The 16,614-nt window shown below is 60.6% G+C and carries 14 protein-coding genes; 4 read left to right on the top strand and 10 right to left on the bottom strand.

Annotated features, from left to right (window positions below):
- Nucleotides 1-4: 4 nt before the first annotated feature.
- Nucleotides 5-2,245, bottom strand: a complete 2,241-nt coding sequence (locus V4835_RS06740; RefSeq protein WP_331411637.1) for a sensor domain-containing phosphodiesterase — start codon at nt 2,243-2,245, stop codon at nt 5-7.
- Between the two features lie 353 nt (nt 2,246-2,598).
- Here V4835_RS06740 and V4835_RS06735 point away from each other — a divergent pair, with 353 nt between their 5' ends.
- Nucleotides 2,599-2,787, top strand: a complete 189-nt coding sequence (locus V4835_RS06735; protein WP_029739958.1) for a YfgG family protein — start codon at nt 2,599-2,601, stop codon at nt 2,785-2,787.
- Here the strand turns inward: V4835_RS06735 and V4835_RS06730 are convergent.
- Complete coding sequence (locus V4835_RS06730) at nt 2,784-3,674, bottom strand: LysR family transcriptional regulator (protein WP_331411635.1); 891 nt, start codon at nt 3,672-3,674, stop codon at nt 2,784-2,786. The genes V4835_RS06735 and V4835_RS06730 overlap by 4 nt on opposite strands.
- 97 nt (nt 3,675-3,771) lie before the next feature.
- Between V4835_RS06730 and V4835_RS06725 the strand changes: the two genes are divergently transcribed.
- The 3 genes from V4835_RS06725 to V4835_RS06715 all read left to right on the top strand — a co-directional run bounded on the left by V4835_RS06725 (nt 3,772) and on the right by V4835_RS06715 (nt 6,863).
- A complete protein-coding gene (locus V4835_RS06725) occupies nt 3,772-5,001 on the top strand; it encodes an MFS transporter (RefSeq protein ID WP_331411633.1) in 1,230 nt (409 codons plus the stop codon).
- A 51-nt stretch (nt 5,002-5,052) separates the two neighbouring features.
- The gene (locus V4835_RS06720; protein ID WP_331411631.1) at nt 5,053-5,520 is read left to right on the top strand and encodes a DUF6130 family protein; all 468 of its coding nucleotides are present in this window, start codon (nt 5,053-5,055) and stop codon (nt 5,518-5,520) included.
- Between the two features lie 185 nt (nt 5,521-5,705).
- Entirely contained in the window at nt 5,706-6,863 is a 1,158-nt protein-coding gene (locus tag V4835_RS06715) for a DDE-type integrase/transposase/recombinase (protein ID WP_331411629.1), read from the top strand.
- Nucleotides 6,864-6,943: 80 nt separating this feature from the next.
- Here V4835_RS06715 and iolB read toward each other — a convergent pair whose 3' ends face one another.
- From iolB to iolG, 8 genes are read right to left on the bottom strand one after another with little or no spacing between them, the layout of a single operon-like run.
- Nucleotides 6,944-7,768 carry a 5-deoxy-glucuronate isomerase gene (gene iolB / locus V4835_RS06710; protein WP_331411627.1) on the bottom strand — a complete coding sequence of 275 codons (825 nt, stop codon included), beginning with the start codon at nt 7,766-7,768 and terminating at the stop codon, nt 6,944-6,946.
- Nucleotides 7,769-7,777: 9 nt separating this feature from the next.
- On the bottom strand, nt 7,778-8,668 hold the full coding sequence (gene iolE / locus V4835_RS06705) for a myo-inosose-2 dehydratase (protein ID WP_331411625.1): 891 nt from the start codon (nt 8,666-8,668) through the stop codon (nt 7,778-7,780).
- 11 nt (nt 8,669-8,679) lie between these two features.
- Nucleotides 8,680-10,584 (bottom strand): bifunctional 5-dehydro-2-deoxygluconokinase/5-dehydro-2-deoxyphosphogluconate aldolase, encoded by a 1,905-nt coding sequence (locus tag V4835_RS06700; protein ID WP_331411623.1) that lies wholly within the window; start codon nt 10,582-10,584, stop codon nt 8,680-8,682.
- Between the two features lie 12 nt (nt 10,585-10,596).
- Nucleotides 10,597-11,730, bottom strand: coding sequence for a Gfo/Idh/MocA family protein (locus tag V4835_RS06695; RefSeq protein ID WP_070533459.1), 1,134 nt, complete (start codon nt 11,728-11,730; stop codon nt 10,597-10,599).
- Between the two features lie 8 nt (nt 11,731-11,738).
- Nucleotides 11,739-12,767 carry an ABC transporter permease gene (locus tag V4835_RS06690; protein WP_028014045.1) on the bottom strand — a complete coding sequence of 343 codons (1,029 nt, stop codon included), beginning with the start codon at nt 12,765-12,767 and terminating at the stop codon, nt 11,739-11,741.
- 11 nt (nt 12,768-12,778) lie between these two features.
- Nucleotides 12,779-14,326 (bottom strand): sugar ABC transporter ATP-binding protein, encoded by a 1,548-nt coding sequence (locus V4835_RS06685; RefSeq protein WP_331411621.1) that lies wholly within the window; start codon nt 14,324-14,326, stop codon nt 12,779-12,781.
- A gap of 54 nt (nt 14,327-14,380) precedes the next feature.
- Nucleotides 14,381-15,310: a sugar ABC transporter substrate-binding protein gene (locus tag V4835_RS06680; protein WP_023333011.1), complete on the bottom strand. Its 930-nt coding sequence runs from the start codon at nt 15,308-15,310 to the stop codon at nt 14,381-14,383.
- 31 nt (nt 15,311-15,341) lie between these two features.
- On the bottom strand, nt 15,342-16,328 hold the full coding sequence (gene iolG / locus V4835_RS06675) for an inositol 2-dehydrogenase (RefSeq protein WP_331411620.1): 987 nt from the start codon (nt 16,326-16,328) through the stop codon (nt 15,342-15,344).
- Nucleotides 16,329-16,614: the final 286 nt, after the last annotated feature.

Genomic DNA, 16,614 nt, shown 5'->3' with positions numbered 1-16,614 from the left:
CGGCTCAGGCGTCCGCGGTGGACGCCTCCGCTTCCAGCAGAGACTCAAGCGGTTCCGGCCTGCCAATCAGATAGCCCTGCACATAATCGATGCCTAGCGCGTGAACCGCGCTACGTATCTCTTCCGTCTCGACGTACTCGGCCACCACCAGCATCTTCTTCATGCGCGCCAGATGGCAGATAGACGCCACGATCTGATAATCCAGGCTGTTGTTGACGATATTGCGGATAAAGCTGCCGTCAATCTTGAGAATGTCGGCATCCACGCTTTTCAGCCGCGCATAGCTCGCATACCCGGTACCAAAATCATCAATCGCAATGCGTACCCCCATTTTCTGCAGCTGCTGGAGAATATGTCGCGCCTGCTCCCCGCTGCCGAAAGTGCTGCACTCCGTCACTTCAAAAATGAGCTGCCACGGCTCAATGGCGTATTTCGCCAGCAGGCGACTCACCTCAAGCGGGAACTGCACCCGGCACACGGTCGACGGGGCCAGATTAATGGCAAAGCGCTGGCCGGGCAGTTTTTCGCGATGCGCGGCAAGGAAGCGCAGGGTATGCTCCAGCACCCACAAATCTACCCGCGAGGAGAGGCCAAACTCCTGCGCGACGGGCAGGAACTGGTCGGGGGAGAGCAGTAGCCCGTTGACATCCGGCATCCGCAGCAGGACTTCGTGATAGCGATCGCCACGCAGGCCGCGAACGGGTTGAACCAGCAGGGTGAACTCGTCGTTATCGAGCGCCTTTTGCAGGCGGCTCATCATCGCGACTTTATCCTTCAGGCTGCGCTGCAGATGGACGGCCCCACGCTGCTGAAGATTTTCCGGATGGTTGGAGGAGAGCGACAGATCGGCAACCACCCCCAGTTCACCCAGCACCAGATAAAGATGGTTAACCGGGGACCGGACATAGCAATAGCTCACGCCCACCTGCGGCTGCAGCGGCATGCCGTCCCAGACAAAGCGGAACTGTTTAAGATGCTCGTCCAGGGCCTCAATCCGCTGCTGGTGCGATTCCGCGTTGAGCCGTACCGCCAGGTCATACCCGGTCAGGTGATAGACCTGCTCATTGGGCTGGAGCGTGCCATTCACCCACTGCGCCAGCTGCTGTTTGTACTGAATGCGCAGCAACACGCCGTAATTTCGGCCCAGAATTTCCAGCTCCGGAATGCGCAGCAGGCACAGCGCCGACCACGGGTTTTTCGCCAGTTCGCGCGACAGCGCCCGCAGGTTAGGCATATGGACGACCGGGTCGAGCAGCGCCAGACTGCGGGAGCGTTTGTTCACCGCGCGCTGCCGGGTCGCCAGCATCGACATATAAATCACCACAAACGAGAAGACCAGGTAACTGGAAGAGGTGATCGCCAGCTGAATGTCATATCCCGGGTTCACCGGGATATAGCGGTAAAAATAGTGAATAGACACCAGCAGTACCGGTATCCAGATTATCGACACCAGCTTATAGCCAAAGCGCATCGCGCCCCAGAGCATCACCGGCATCAGCAGCGACAGGGTGTAGTTAGTGGTGAAAATGGAGCTGTTTTCATTCATCGGGAGCAGCAGCAGCGAAAGCAGCCCGCCAAGCGCGATAGCCCATACAAGAAACTCAACGATCGTCACCTTTTTGTCTATCTGGGAACGGATCTGCGAGATAAGGCTTTTGAGATAGCGCGGATGACGAATCAGGCGGATCAGCAGATAGCTCAGCGGCACGCCCGTCAGCCCGCTGACCAGCAGCGTCTGATAGTTGATGAGCGTGCGAATATTGAGGGGGTTTAATCCCGCAAGGCTCTGCCGGCTCTCATACACGCCTAAGTACACTGCAAACTGAAACAGCAGCAGAAATAGCGTTGCGGGGCAGAAGGCCTGCCAGAAGATGCGCTGCGCCATCAGCCGGATGTCGCCGTACGCGGTCATATTCCGTCTGGGCGCGAACACCCGGTAGCCGCCCCAGCTGAGCACTAAAGGGACGATAAAATGGAGTACGCCGGCGACCGTTTCGAACATGCCGACCGAGGGGTAATAGCGAATAAACAGCGACAATACGATCCCGGGCAGCGCTTCCAGCCCAAAGAACATCATCAGCGAAAGCAAAAATGAGAGGGGTAAATAATAGAGTGCCACAATGCCGTCGCCCAGCTGCGTGAACGTATTCGCAATGCTCAGCACGGGAAGTAAAACCACAGGCAAAATAAGCGGCAGTGCCCACCAGCGGTTTTCATTTTTTTTCAGGAAAGCGAGAATGTTCATAGATGCCCGGTTAAACCCCTTTCGCTCCAGAGGGAAAATAAAGACAGGCATCCAACCTGACGTACGCACCGCCCGGCGGCGTGCGGGGCGAACAGTGTGGAGGAAGGATTTTAAATATCAGGGCCGGGAACCCGTTGACTTAAATCAAACTAATTTACGCAAATATCTTTTTCGCGGCGTTTTTTTGAAATCATTTTCTTCATATTATCAATATGGTAAATGCATTAATTAATTTTAATAACATTAATTAATGTAAACATTGACGGTTATTTACACACAGCAGAATTGACCCCACCTTCCCGCTGTGCCTTAATGTCCCTATCGCCCAAAAGGGCTTACCCAGGATAAACAGAGTGAGTCAGGTCACGCGTATGCGCAAACGACATCAATTTAACACCCGAATGACCCGCATCATACTGCTCATCAGCTTCCTGTTTTTCTTTGGCCGCTTTGTTTACTCTTCGATTGGCGCCTGGTATCACCATCAGGATAAAACCCAGTCGCAGCAGTCCAGCCTGACCGTCGACACCGCTGACCGCTAGGCCGCCGGAGGGTTTTGCACTATCCGAATGATGCCTGCTATCCCTTTGCTGAGGATTTTATCCTGCCGCATCACCACCGCCAGCTGCCGCTGCAGCATGGGCGTAAGCGACGTCACGCATAGCCCTTCGCGATCGGCATCCTGTTCGACCGCCATTCGCGGCACGATGCTATAGCCCAGCCCCGCGCGAACCATGCGTTTGATCGCCTCGATGCTGCCAAGCTGCATCGCCGGCACGATCGCTAATCCACTGGCTGCAAACCAGCCGTCGATCAGCGCCCGGGTACCGCTGCCTGATTCAAAGGCAATCAGCGGCTGAGCGTGCAGCGCCTCCGGGGTGAACGCCCTGAAAGCCTCCTGCTGCTCCCGCGACGCGATAAAGACAAACTCTTCGTCCATCACCGGCATGACGTCCAGCGCCCTACCGCTCACCGGCAGCGTCACCAGCCCCATATCGAGACGGTTCTCTTCGATGGCCCTGACGATGTCGAGGGTGTTGCCCGTCGTGACTCCCACGCTCAGAAGCGGATAGTCGCGGCGTAGCTTCTCCAGCAGCGGCGGCAGAAGATGGATGCAGGCCGTTGCCCCCGTACCCAGCGTAATAGTGCCGCTCACATCGTGGCTGAAGGCGCTCACGGACCGGATAGCGTCATCCACCGCCTGCTGAATACGCTCCCCGTGCACCAGCAAAGCCTGCCCGGCAGCCGTCGCCTTAATCCCTCGCCCGGTCCGCTCTACCAGACGCGTTTGCAAAAACTGCTCCAGCTGGCGTATTTGCAGGCTGACGGCGGGCTGGGAAATGCCCAGCGCATCCGCTGCCGCTGAAAAGCTGCCGCGCTGGATCACCAGACGGAACGTGGCGAGATAGCCCAGATTAAGCGTCGTCATTCAAAGTTTCTCTTATACCGCGCATAAGGTTGCGGCCCTGCCAGCACAATACCGCGCGAGTTATGCTCAGGACAACTGCATAGCGGAATGAAAAATAATGGAAACACCTGCCCTGCCTCGCCGCCTCGCCCTGACGGCGGGATGTAATCAACTCATCAACTGGGGGATCTCGTTTTATATGCCCGGCACCTTTGCGCTGGCCATTGCAGCCGACCGGGGATGGTCATCTCCGCAGATTTACCTCGGCCTGACGCTGGCGATGCTGGTGATGGCGGCAGTTTCCCCGTTTGTCGCCCGCCTGCTGGCGAGCTTTGGCGGCCAGACGGTGGTGATGAGCGGCACGTTGCTGATCGCCGCAAGCTGCGCAGGGATGGCCTATACCCAGACGCTTTTTGGCTGGTACTGCGCCTGGCTACTGTGCGGTATAGGGATGCGCCTGTCGCTGTACGATGCGCTGTTCGCCGCGCTGGTGAACCTCTACGGGCAGCAGGCGCGAAGAACGATTTCACGCGTCACGCTGGCGGGCGGGCTGGCCTCCGCCGTCTTCTGGCCGCTGGGCGATGCTCTGCTTCAGGTGATGAGCTGGCAGGAGGCGCTGCGCGTCTATGCTCTCTTCGGCCTGCTGAGCGCGGCGCTGATAAGAACGCTTCCCCGGCAGCGGCTGACGGTGACGACAAAGGTCGCCGCGCCGCCGCTGAACAACGAGCGGCGTAACGGCTGGCTTTATGCCGCCTTCATTGCCCTCATCACCTTTGTCTCTAACGGCACGTCCACCCATCTGCCGGAGTTTATTGCCCACTTCGGCCTGCCTGTCGCCATCGGCATGCTGTGGGGACTCGGCCAGACGGGCGCTCGCTCGCTGGAAGTGCTGGCGGGTGCCCGCTTAACCCCCTTCAAACTCACGCTTTTTACCGCGCTCGCCATGCCGCTCTGCTTCCTTCTGGGGATGAGCAGCACCCTGTTTGTCTGGTGCGCGGCCGGTTTTGTGCTGGGCTATGGCGCCATCAACGGGCTGGTCACCATCGTGAAAGCCACGCTGCCGCTGGAGCTGTTTAGTACCGAAAGCTATGCCCGCCGCACGGGCATGCTGCTTATCCCCGGCCAGCTGATGGCGGCAGCCTCACCGTTTGCCTATGCGTGGCTGAATAAAACGCTGGGTATCACCGGGGCAATGTGGGTATCTACGGGCCTGACGCTGGTGATTGCCGGGCTGGCGATAGCGATTGTGCGCCGTCCCGGCAGGCAAAGTGTATCGCACTGTATCCAGAGCGCCACGCTGACAAACGGGTACAAAACGCCGCCTCCGGCAAATATCTCCGATACATAAAAATGGTTTTCTTTCCCTGTCGCCATTCAGAACCGATGAGGAGAGAAACCGATGATTCGTCGTTATGCACTTATCCCCCTGCTTGTCCTGGCATCTGTAGTCCATGCCCAGGCCACACCGCTGGACAACCTGAGCGCCGCTGACGTGAACGGCCCCGCCGCCGTTGCTCCGCTGGCGCAGCCGCAGCCGCCCGCAAAGCTGATAGTCGATCCGCCGCTTGCCGGGCCGCTGAGCAAAGGCGCGGTGTTTATTCAGTACCGTGCCGAAAACCTGCGCATCGAGCCGGTATTCGGCCCCGAAGCGCTCAAGGTCACCCCGCGCATCGGGCACATTCACGTGGTGGTGGACGGCGCGCCGTGGCACTGGGCTGACGCCAGTGGAGAGCCGGTGATCCTGGTGGGGCTGCCCGCTGGGAAACACAAGGTGACCATTATTCTGGCCGACCCGACGCATAAGCCGCTCGACCACAAAGCCGTTGAATTCACCGTCCCGCCCCACGCGGCGGTCCACCATTTTTAAGAACCCGTCAGTTGAGCAGGCGCGGCGGATCCGGTGAGCTCAATTTTGCCCGGCGGCGCTGCGCTTGCACGGGCCTACGGTTTCGTAGGCCGGGTAAGCGCAGGGTATGAACCGGAAACATGGGTAACACTTTAGACCGGATACATGGGTAACAGTTATAACTGGCATAGAAGAGGAGACTCGCTATGCCCTGGACTGAGACCCGACCTATGCAACGCCTTGATTTTATCCGTGCCTGCCATGCAGGTACGGACTCCTTCTCCGCTCTTTGCCGTCTTTTTGGTATCAGCCGTAAAACCGGCTATAAATGGCTTCAGCGTTTTGACCCCTCTGACCTGTCATCTCTCTCTGACCGGTCGCGCGCGCCACACTCCCACTCCCGGACGGTTCCTGATGATATCGCCGGACACCTGACTGCCCTGAGGCAAAAACACCCTGACTGGGGCCCCAAAAAACTGCGGATGTGGCTGCTCAATCATCACGTCGATTTTACCGTCCCTGCTGCCAGCACTATCGGCGATATCCTCAAGCGTGAAGGCCTGGTTCCGGATAAAAAGCGAAAACGCAGAACACCGGGTAATCGCCAGCCTCTGACCATCATCAGTGAGAACAATCAGGTCTGGAGCGCTGATTTTAAAGGCAAGTTCAGGCTGCTGAGCAGAGAGTACTGCCATCCCTTCACCCTGACCGACAATCACAGCCGGTACCTTCTGAGCTGCCGGGGAACGGACCGGGAGAGCGAGCCCTTCGTCAGGCAGTGCCTGACGGATGCGTTCCTGGAGTACGGTCTGCCGGAAGTCCTGAGAACGGATAATGGTCAGCCGTTCGCGGGAACAGGTATCGCCGGGTTAAGTCGCCTTGCCGTCTGGCTGATAAAGCTGGGCATCAGACCGGAACGTATCAGAAAGGGGCATCCGGAAGAAAACGGCCGTCATGAGCGAATGCACCGCTCGCTGAAAAGTGCAGTGAAACAGGGCAACACCTTCATGACAATGGAAGAACAACAGCGGTGGTTCAGTGACTACCGGGAAGAGTTTAACCACGAAAGGCCGCATGAAGCCCTGGCGGGTGCAACGCCCGGAACGGTGTGGAAGCCCTCAGGCCGGCACTGGGATGGCAGGGTTCCTGAATATGCTTATCCGGAGGGAAGGACGGTCTACAGGGTGAAATCGAGGGGGACACTCTATATGGGGAAAAAGGGGACGGTGTTCCTGAGTGAAGCGCTGACTGATGAGTACATCATACTGGAAGAACAAGATGATGGCCTTGAGGCCATCATCTTTAACGGAATAACGCTTGCGTACTATGACCGAAAAACCCAGAGTGTGCTCCGGATAGACTAAAAAGTGTTACCTATGTTCCCGGTCTGATCTGTCACCTATGTATCCGGTCATACAGCAGCGCCACCCGGCAAAAAACAGCCTCAGCCACCGCTATCTGCGGGATAATCCCGGTTAATCCACGCGTGGTCATCCTCCCAGGTGAACATCCATTTGCGCACCGGCCCGGCCATCACGTTGAGGTAGTAGCTGTCATACCCAGCCATCGTCGCGACCGGATGGTAGCCCTTCGGCACCATCACCACGTCACGGTTGTAGACCGCCATGCACTCATCCAGCGTTCTGTCGTCGGTGTAGACGCGCTGCATGCAGAACCCCTGCTCCGGGTTGAGGCGATGGTAGTAGGTCTCCTCCAGATAGGTCTCCTGCGGCGGGTTATCCGTGTCGTGCTTGTGGCTCGGGTACGAGCTGGTGCAGCCCTCGTTGGTCCACACCTCCACCACCAGCAGGCTGTCGGCGGGCCTGTCTTCCGGCAAAATATTATGCACGTAGCGCTGGTTGTGACCCTTACCGCGCGCTTCGCCGTCGATGTCCTGCGGGGCTATCAGCCGCGTCGGATACGTGCCCTTGCCCGGCGCGGCGCAGACCGCCAGCTCCAGCTTCGTCAGCGCCTTCACCTGCACCGTCTCCTGCGGGGTGACGTACACCGCCCACGGCTTGATGCGCTCGAACGGGCTCATCCGCTCGCCGATGTCGTTAAACTGCGCGGAAGGCGTGCGGATGGAGGCGCGTCCGGCCACCAGCACCAGGCAGCGCTCTTCGCTGACGGCGGGCAGCGTCAGCGTCTGCCCCTCCTGCAGCTCATACGCCGCAAAGCCGACGTAGCCCCACCCCGCGCTTTCCGGCGTGACGGACTGGGTGCGCCCCTCCGCGTTCGGCTGTTGCCAGCGTGATAACAGACGTGACATGTCCCCTCCTCAAATCAGTCCGGCGTCGCGCGCCAGACGGCTCAGGTTGTTATACCCCAGACGGGCATAGGTCAGCGGATGGGCAATCGCCGGATCCTGCTCCGCCTCGACCACCAGCCAGCCGTGATAATCCTGCTCCTTCAGCAGCCGCATAATCGGCGGATAATCCACGCAGCCGTCGCCCGGCACGGTAAACACGCCGCTCAGCACCGCATCGAGGAAGCTGGTTTTACGGTTTTTGACGTCCGCCAGCACTTCGGCACGCACGTCTTTGCAGTGAACGTGGTTGATGCGCGACGCCCAGCGCTGCGCCACCGCCAGCGGATCGGCCCCGGCAAAGGTCAGATGGCCGGTATCCAGCAGCAATCCAACCTCCTCCCCGGTGTGGATCATCAGGTTGTTCACGTCGTCGGCGGACTCAATCACCGTGCCCATATGGTGATGGTAGGCAATCTGCACGCCCTGCTGCTGGGTGTAGCGGGCAAATTCGGTGAGCTTCTCGCCGTACTCCTTCCAGCGTTCCTGCGGGAAGCGCGGGCGCAGGTGCACCGGGGTCTGCTGTTCGCCGTGAATGCAGCCGCTCACTTCCGCAAACACCAGCACCTTCGCCCCCAGCTCGCGCAGCAGCGTCAGGTGGGACTGCACGGCGGCGATCTCCTCCTCCACGCTGCGCTCCAGCAGGCGGCCGGAGTACCAGCCGGAGACCAGCTGCAGGTCATGGCGCTGCAAAATGGGGCCGAGCAGGCGCGCTTCGCGCGGGAATTTATTGCCCAGTTCGAAACCGGCAAAACCGGCCTCTTTACCTTCACTCAGACAGGTCTCCAGCGACGTCTCCGCGCCGAGAGAAGGCAGATCGTCGTTCGTCCACGTCAGCGGGTTAATGCCCAGTTGTACACTCATTGTCGTCTCCATTATGCGTGTCCGCGCTCGCGCCACCAGGCGATAAGCTGCAGGTAGTTGTCCCGGATGCGCGCCACCAGCTGCGCATCGTCAATATCGTGCTTCAGCCACGCGCGGGAGGCATCGCCAAACAGCGTGCGCCCCACGGCGAAGCCTTTTACCAGCGCCTGACCCGATGCGGCTTTGAAGTCGGCGCGCAGCTGTTCCGCCGGGGCGTCCAGGCCGAGGATCACCACCCCGCGGCAGTGCGGGTCCCTGCGTTCGATAATCTCGCTCAGCGCCGTCCAGCCGTCGGCGGAGAGCGGCGGCAACTTCCACCAGTCCGGGTAAATACCCAGGTTGTAGAAGCGGGAGATGGCGCGCAGGTAGAGCTCGTCGCTGCGCGGCATGGTCGCGGGCAGGATCACCTCCAGCAGCAGCTCGTGCCCGGACCGGCAGCAGGCGTGGTACACCTCGGCGATTTTCTGCTCCTGCTCCAGGCGCAGGCCGTGGGCATCTTCCGGGTGGAAGAAGACCAGGCACTTCACCACGTGCTCCTGCGGCCAGCTGATAAGCTGAGTGCCGATGTTGCCGTGCTCCATCTCCAGCGGCCGGGAGCCCGGCAGCTCGATGGGGCGGCCAATCCACCACCCTTCCCCGGTGATCGCGTTCAGCGCGTCCTGACCAAAGGTGCCGTCGCACAGCAGGCCCGCTTTGCCCTCCAGCCCGGCGCGGCTCGCCGCCTCGCGGCTGGCCTGCAGGATCAGCTGCTTCAGCGCCGGAATGCGCTTAAGCGACGCGCCGCACTGCATCGCCATATCCTCAAGCTGGCTGCGGTGGTCGAAGGCCATCACGCACAGCTCCGGCCATTCGCGGCGGCGGGTGGTTACCCGGTGGAGATGGTTAAGACGCGGGTCGAGATCCGGGCGCGGCACGTTCGAAGCGCGGGAAAGATAGTCATCCAGCTCGATTTTGCTCGGCATCGCCGGGGCGCAGCCGTGGCGCGAGACCACCAGCGCGCCGCAGGCGTTGGCGTAGCGGCACGCCTGCTCCCAGCCCTCGTCGTTCAGGTAGCCGCGCAGCAGACCGGACATAAACGCGTCCCCCGCCCCGAGGACGTTCAGCACCTCCACGCGCACGCCGGTCACCGTCAGGCCGTCGTCCAGCCGGGGCGGAATGGCGTCGGTGTAGACCGAGCAGCCGAGCGCGCCGCGTTTGCAGACCAGCGCAGCTTCACTGACGGCGCGCACCTGCCCCAGCGCCTGCAGGGTCTCCGTGCTGCCGCCCGCAATGTGAAACTCCTCTTCGGTGCCGACAATGACGTCGAAGAGGTGCAGCACCTCCTGCAGCTCGCGGGTGACCGTATCGGCGGCGATAAAGCGCGTTTCGCCGTCGCCTAAGGCGGTGAGCCCCCACAGCACCGGACGGTAGTCGATGTCCAGCACCGTGCGCACGCCGTGGCTGCGGGCATAGCCCAGCGCCGTCAGCACCGCCTCGCGGGTCTGCGGATGAGAAAGATGCGTCCCGGTGATGGCAAGACAACGTGCGGAGGCAATGTAGCGTTCGTCCACATCGCTGGCGGTAATCGCCATGTCCGCGCAGTTATCGCGATAAAAAATCAGTGGAAAGGTGTCCCGGTCTTTAATGCCGAGTAGCACCAGCGCCGTGAGGCGTTGTTTATCGGTAATCAGATGGCTGGTATCGCAGCCCACCTGGTTGAGTTCTTCCCGCAGGAAGCGACCCATATGTTCATCGCCGACGCGCGCCAGCATCGACGAGCGCAGGCCCTGACGCGCGGTGCCGTACGCCACGTTGCCGGACGACCCGCCGAGATATTTGGCGAAGCTCGACGCGTCCTCCAGACGGGCACCAATCTGCTGACTGTAGAGGTCTACCGCCACGCGGCCCATGCATATCACATCAAACTGCTTTTCCACGTTGATACCTCATCAGACAATGTCGTTCACGTTCAGCCAGCGGCCTTCCCGGTGCGAAAGTGCAATCGCGTCCAGCACGCGCGACACCTTCCAGCCCTCTTCGAAGTCCGGCCACATCGGCGCGTCGGCGGCAATCCCATCCACCAGGTCGCGCACCTCCACCGTTTTTTGATCGTTAAAGCCAATCCCGTGTCCCGCGCCCATGCAGAACGCGGCGTAGTCCGGGTGCGCCGGGCCGACGAGCAGCGTGCGGAACCCCTGACGGTTCACCGGATCGTCATGCAGATAGAGCTTCAGCTCGGCCATGCGCTCCTGGGTGAAGCTGATGGCGCCTTTCGTCCCGGTGATGACGTACGACAGCCCCATCTTGCGGCCGCAGGCAACGCGGGAGGTTTCAATCACGCCCTGCGCCCCTCCCGCAAAACGCACCATCGCGTGGGCCTGATCCTCGTTTTCGACGGCAATCATCTCAGACGATCCGGCCTTCGCCGGGCGTTCAGGGACCACGATCTTCAGGTCGCCGCAGACCTGCTCGATATCCCCCACCAGGTACTGGGCCATATTGACGATATGCGCCGCGAGGTCGCCCAGCGCCCCCAGCCCGGCGGTTTCTTTAAAGCAGTGCCAGTGAATGGGCGACAGCGGGTCGGCCATATAGTCTTCGTTATGGGTGCCGTAGAAGTGGATCACCTCGCCAATCTCGCCGCGGGCGATAATCTCCTTCGCCAGCTGCGCGGTCGGGTTCTTCATGTAGTTGAACCCCACCAGCGTTTTCACCCCGGCCCGCTTCGCGGCGTCGACCATCTCGCGCGCGTCGTGGGCGTTAAGCGCCAGCGGCTTCTCGGAGTAGACGTGCTTGCCGTGGCGGATCGCCTCCAGCGCCATCTCTTTATGCAGGTGGTTGGGTGAACAAATATCCACCACGTCAATGGCCGGGTCGGCCACCAGCGCCCGCCAGTCCCCGGTGGAGCGATTGAAGCCAAACGCCTGCGCGCGCGCTGCCGCCAGCTCCGGCGTGACTTCCGCCACCATCTCGCGCACCAGCCTGCCGCGCAGGTTGAACACCGTCGGGGCCTGGGCATAGGCGATAGCGTGCGCCTTGCCGATATACCCGGTGCCAATTAATCCAATACGAACCTCTTTCATCGTGATCCTCACAGTGCGCCGCGACGGCTTTTGGCATAGGTATCGAATGCCACCGCCAGAACGATAATTAATCCGGTGATAATTTGCTGGTAGTAGGCCGAGACGTTCATCAGCACCAGGCCGTTAATCAGAATGCCCATAATGATGGAGCCGATAATGGTGCCGCCGATGCGCCCGTAGCCGCCCATTAGCGAGGTGCCGCCGATCACCACCGAGGCGATGACGCGCAGCTCAAAGGAGATCCCGGCCACCGCCTCGGCGCTTCCCAGTCGCGCGCTCAGGATGAAGCCCGCCAGCCCGGCCAGACAGCCGATCAGCACGTAGACGCTGACCAGCACGCGCTTGACGTTTACCCCCGCCAGGCGCGCCGCCTCCGGGTTGCCGCCGATGGCGTAGACGAAGCGGCCCCAGCGGGTTTTATGCAGCGCCAGATAGCCGCCGACGGCGACGATGGCGAAGATCCAGATAGGAATAGAGATGCCGAGCAGCTCCCCGCGTCCCCACCAGCGGTAGCCAGGGTCGAAACCGGCAATCGGCGCGCCGTCGTTAATCACCAGCGTCAGGCCGCGCCAGATGGTCATCCCGCCGAGGGTAACGATGAACGGCGGCAGGCGCAGGCGGGTGACGCCCAGGCCGTGCAGGAAGCCAATCGCCGTGCCCATGGCCAGACAAATCCCCAGCCCAATCAGCCAGCTCATGCCGCCCCAGGCGTTCGGGTCGACGGTAGTGAAGTTGTCGCCTTTGATCACGTACGCCGCGGTCATGGCGCACACCGCCAGAATGGAGCCGACGGAGAGGTCAATCCCGGCGGTGAGAATGACGAAGGTCATCCCCACGGCCATGATCCCGTAGATGGAGACTTCGGTAAGGATGTTGAAAATATTGCGTTCAGAGAAAAAGTTGCTGTTCTGCGACTGGAAGAAGATCAGCAGCAGGATCATGAAAATCAGCACCCCGAAGCGCTCGAAGAAGGCGATGGGATCGATGCGTCCGGCGCGTTTGACCGGGGCCTGCGTTTTAGAAATCATCTGCGTCATGAGAAACTCCGTTATGCCGCGTTCAGGGCGTTGTGGTTGATGGCCATCATCGTCATCAGCCGTTCTTCGTTAGCGTCGTCACCGTGGATCTCGCCGGTCACCCGGCCTTCGCTGAGGGTGATGATCCGGTCGGACACCGCCATCACCTCAGGCAGATCGGAGGAGATCACGATCACCGCCACGCCCTTTTTCGCCATGTCAAACAGCACCTGGTGCACTTCCGATTTGGTCCCCACGTCGATGCCGCGCGTCGGCTCATCGACGATCAGCACCCGCGGGTTAAGCGCCATGCAGCGCGCGAGGATCACTTTTTGCTGGTTGCCGCCGGAGAGCTTGCGCACCTCCTGCTCGCTGTTGACCATTTTGATCTGCAGCGCCTTGCGGTAGGACTCAATCAGGTCGTCCTCTTTGCGGGTGTTCACGAACCAGCGCCACTGCAGCAGCGAAGAGAGGCAGGAGAGCGACAGGTTGTCGCGAATCGACAGCCCCAGCACCGCCCCCTCTTTTTTGCGGTCTTCCGGCACCAGCGCCACGCCCTGATCGAGGGCATACAGCGGGTCGCGCGGCTGGTACGGCACGCCGTCCAGCTCAAAGCTCCCGGAGGTAAAGGCATCAGCGCCAAACAGGCAGCGGGCCACTTCGGTACGTCCGGCGCCCACCAGCCCGGCAATGCCCAGAACTTCCCCGGCGTGGACGTGGAAGCTGATGTCGTGCAGGGCGATGCCGTGCGGATCGAGCGGCGGCTTTTCGCGGCTCAGCCCCTTCACCGCCAGGCGGACGGGTTTGTCCTCATGATGGGTTTCGCTTGCAGGGCGACGGTTAAAGGCCACGTCGCGTCCGACCATCAGGCGAATCAGCTGTTCGACGTTGGTCTCCGCCACCGCGCCGGTGCCGGTGAAACGGCCGTCCTGGAAAACGGTAAAGCGATCGCAGAGCTGGAAAACCTCGTGCAGACGGTGGGTAACATAAATAATGCTCACGCCGCGGTTTTTAAGCTCCCGCACCACGCGGTGCAGGCTTTCCACCTCGCTGTCGCTCAGCGCGGCGGAAGGTTCGTCCATAATGATTAACCGGGCGTTGAGGGTCAGCGCCCGGGCGATCTCCACCATCTGCTGCTGGGCCACGCTCAGACGGGCGACCGGCGTGGTCGGGGCGACGTTCAGCTGCAGGTAATCGAGAATGACCTGCGCCTCCTGGTTAACCGCCCTTTCGTCGACGATCAGGTTACGCCTGCGCGGCTCGCGCCCGAGAAACATGTTTTCCGCGACGGTCATGTTGGGCAGCAGGTTGAATTCCTGATAGATGGTGATAATGCCCTTGTTCTGGCGCGCCACCGGGGAGTCGTCCACCGGCAGCGTTTCGCCGTTGAACCAGATATCCCCGCGCGTTTGCGGCTGCGCCCCCGCGAGCGCCTTCAGCAGCGTGGATTTACCCGCCCCGTTTTCCCCCAGCAGGGCGTGGATCTCGCCAGCGCCAACGGTCAGCTGGGCGCTGCTTAACGCCCAGACGCCGGAAAAGCTTTTTGCCAGGTCGGTCACTTTCAGTAAGGGTTGCGACATCGGTCTGCTCCTCCTTTAGAGTGAGCCGCCGCGCCAGCGGCGGCTGCGGATAAATCAGTTACCGGCCTCACCGATACGCTCAGCCTGCTGCAGGTTTTCTTTGGTGATCAGCGTCGGCGGATAGTCGGCCCCGGTGATGGCTTTTTTCTCGCGCACGTTGGCCACCAGCTGGCTCATCGCCGTCTGCACCGCAAAGCCCGGACGCTGATCCGCCGTTACCGCCAGCCAGCCGTCGCGCACGCGGGCCAGCGCTTCCGGCACCGCATCAAACCCGGTCACGAGGATTTCACCCGGCTTCACGCCCTGGCTCTGCAGCGCTTCAATCGCGCCCAGCGCCATATCGTCGTTGGCGGAGAGGATCACCTGCGGGCGCTTCGGCAGCGAAGGCAGCACGCTTTCAACGATGCGCATCCCTTCCGAACGCATCCAGTTGCCGGTCTGATCGGCGACGATCTTGTATTTGTCCCCGCCCGCCTTCAGGCTGTCGCGGATCCCTTTGGTGCGTTCAATATTGGAAGAGGAGCCCGGCTGGCCGGTGAGGAGAATGATGTCCGCGCCATTGGGGAATTTGGTTTTAACGAAGTCGCCAACCGCCTGGCCGCCCTTGTAGTTGTTGGCGCCAAAGTGCGGCACTTTCTTCTGGCTGTCGACGGAGCGGTCAAGAGTGACGATCGGCAGCTTCGCATCCTGAATTTCATCCACCGCGCTGGAGACCGCATTGACGTCGTTCGGGGAGACGATAAAGCCCTGCGCCCCGCGGGTGATGGCGTTTTCCAGGTCAGCCACCTGCTTCGGCGAGCTGCCCTGCCCGTCCAGCACCTGAAGCTTCACGCCCATCTCTTTTGCGGCTTTCACCGCCGTGCGCTGCATGTGAACTTCAAACGGCATGGCCAGGTTTGGCGTACTGAAAACAATTTGCTCGTTTTCGGCGAGGGCGGCCCCGGACGTCATGGCGATGAGGGCGGCTACGATCAGTTTTTTCATTATTATGTCTCTCTGTGTAGGGTTGTTGTGTTTAGAGGACGATCTCGCGCTGGCTGCGCAGTGACTCCAGCGCTTTATCCGCAAGGTACAGCGCACGTTCACCATCATCGCCGCTGCAGTCTGGTACCGCTTCGCCGCGCAGGACCGCAACAAAGTGTTCCCATTCCGCGGCGTAAGCGGATTTGTAACGCTGCAGGAAGAAGTGTTCCGGCAGCGCGCTGGTGCAGCCCTGTTTGCCGTAGTGCTGCACCTGGTTTTCCAGAATATTGCCCGCGCACAGCAGCCCTTCGGAGCCGTGCAGCTCCAGGCGCTGGTCGTAGCCGTAAGATGAACGGCGGCTGTTAACGATGGTCGCCATCGCGCCGGAGGCATATTTCAGAACGATAAACGCGGTATCGATGTCCCCCGCCTCGCCAATCGCCGGATCCACCAGGTTGCTGCCCTGGGCATACACCGACACCGGCTCTTCGCCCATGATGAAGCGGGCCATGTCAAAGTCATGAATGGTCATATCGCGGAACATGCCGCCGGAGACGCGCACGTACTCCGCAGGCGGCGGAGACGGATCGCGGGAGATGATCAGCAGTGATTCCGGTTTGCCGATGCGCCCGGCCTGCACGTCGGTTTTCACGCGGCGGAACTGCGGGTCAAAGCGGCGGTTAAAGCCGATAAACAGCGGCACGTCGTACTCTTTGACCACCTTCAGGCAGTCGCGCACGCGGGCGAGGTCAAGGTGTACCGGCTTTTCGCAGAAGATGGCCTTGCCGTGGCGGGCGGCCATTTCAATCAGATCCGCGTGGGTATCGGTTGCGGAGGCAATCAGCACGGCATGAACGTTAGGGTCGGCCATCGCCTCATCCAGGCTCTGCTGGCGGGCCTGATACTGCGCGGCGAGACGGGTGGCAAATTCCTTATTAGGGTCAACCACGGACCAGAGGGTGGTCGCGCCGTGGCTGGCGATGTTAGCTGCATGTACCTGGCCAATTCGGCCAGCGCCCAGTAAAGCAATGTTAAACATAACGGCTCCCGGTGTTGGTGAATGCGGTGAACTAACGACCCTATAAATAAAACATTTATTTCATTTTTATAAATAGTGAAAATTATGTTTTTGAGTGCGGGTTAACACTTTTGAGATGAATGAGATAAATTTTGTTATCAATCTCACAACATGGAAGGACGTGCGGCAACTCCCCTCACCCCGGCCCTCTCCCCAATGGGGCGAGGGAGAAAAGCGCGCACCAAACTATCCCCTCTCCCCTTTGGGGAGAGGGTTAGGGTGAGGGGAAAATGAAATGAAAATTTCG

It is taken from the genome of Enterobacter cloacae complex sp. CARB60 (genome assembly GCF_036487345.1).
In the GTDB taxonomy this organism is placed as follows: Bacteria; Pseudomonadota; Gammaproteobacteria; order Enterobacterales; family Enterobacteriaceae; genus Enterobacter; species Enterobacter asburiae_D.
This window is presented reverse-complemented; position numbering and strand designations above follow the sequence as displayed.

Excerpts from the sequence above, each read along its gene's own strand:
- V4835_RS06690 (WP_028014045.1), bottom strand. The coding sequence starts at position 12,767 with ATGACGCAGATGATTTCTAAAACGCAGGCCCCGGTCAAACGCGCCGGA.
- iolE (WP_331411625.1), bottom strand. The coding sequence starts at position 8,668 with ATGAGTGTACAACTGGGCATTAACCCGCTGACGTGGACGAACGACGAT.
- iolB (WP_331411627.1), bottom strand. The coding sequence starts at position 7,768 with ATGTCACGTCTGTTATCACGCTGGCAACAGCCGAACGCGGAGGGGCGC.
- V4835_RS06740 (WP_331411637.1), bottom strand. The coding sequence starts at position 2,245 with ATGAACATTCTCGCTTTCCTGAAAAAAAATGAAAACCGCTGGTGGGCA.
- V4835_RS06720 (WP_331411631.1), top strand. The coding sequence starts at position 5,053 with ATGATTCGTCGTTATGCACTTATCCCCCTGCTTGTCCTGGCATCTGTA.
- V4835_RS06680 (WP_023333011.1), bottom strand. The coding sequence starts at position 15,310 with ATGAAAAAACTGATCGTAGCCGCCCTCATCGCCATGACGTCCGGGGCC.
- V4835_RS06730 (WP_331411635.1), bottom strand. The coding sequence starts at position 3,674 with ATGACGACGCTTAATCTGGGCTATCTCGCCACGTTCCGTCTGGTGATC.
- V4835_RS06695 (WP_070533459.1), bottom strand. The coding sequence starts at position 11,730 with ATGAAAGAGGTTCGTATTGGATTAATTGGCACCGGGTATATCGGCAAG.
- iolG (WP_331411620.1), bottom strand. The coding sequence starts at position 16,328 with ATGTTTAACATTGCTTTACTGGGCGCTGGCCGAATTGGCCAGGTACAT.
- V4835_RS06725 (WP_331411633.1), top strand. The coding sequence starts at position 3,772 with ATGGAAACACCTGCCCTGCCTCGCCGCCTCGCCCTGACGGCGGGATGT.
- V4835_RS06685 (WP_331411621.1), bottom strand. The coding sequence starts at position 14,326 with ATGTCGCAACCCTTACTGAAAGTGACCGACCTGGCAAAAAGCTTTTCC.
- V4835_RS06715 (WP_331411629.1), top strand. The coding sequence starts at position 5,706 with ATGCCCTGGACTGAGACCCGACCTATGCAACGCCTTGATTTTATCCGT.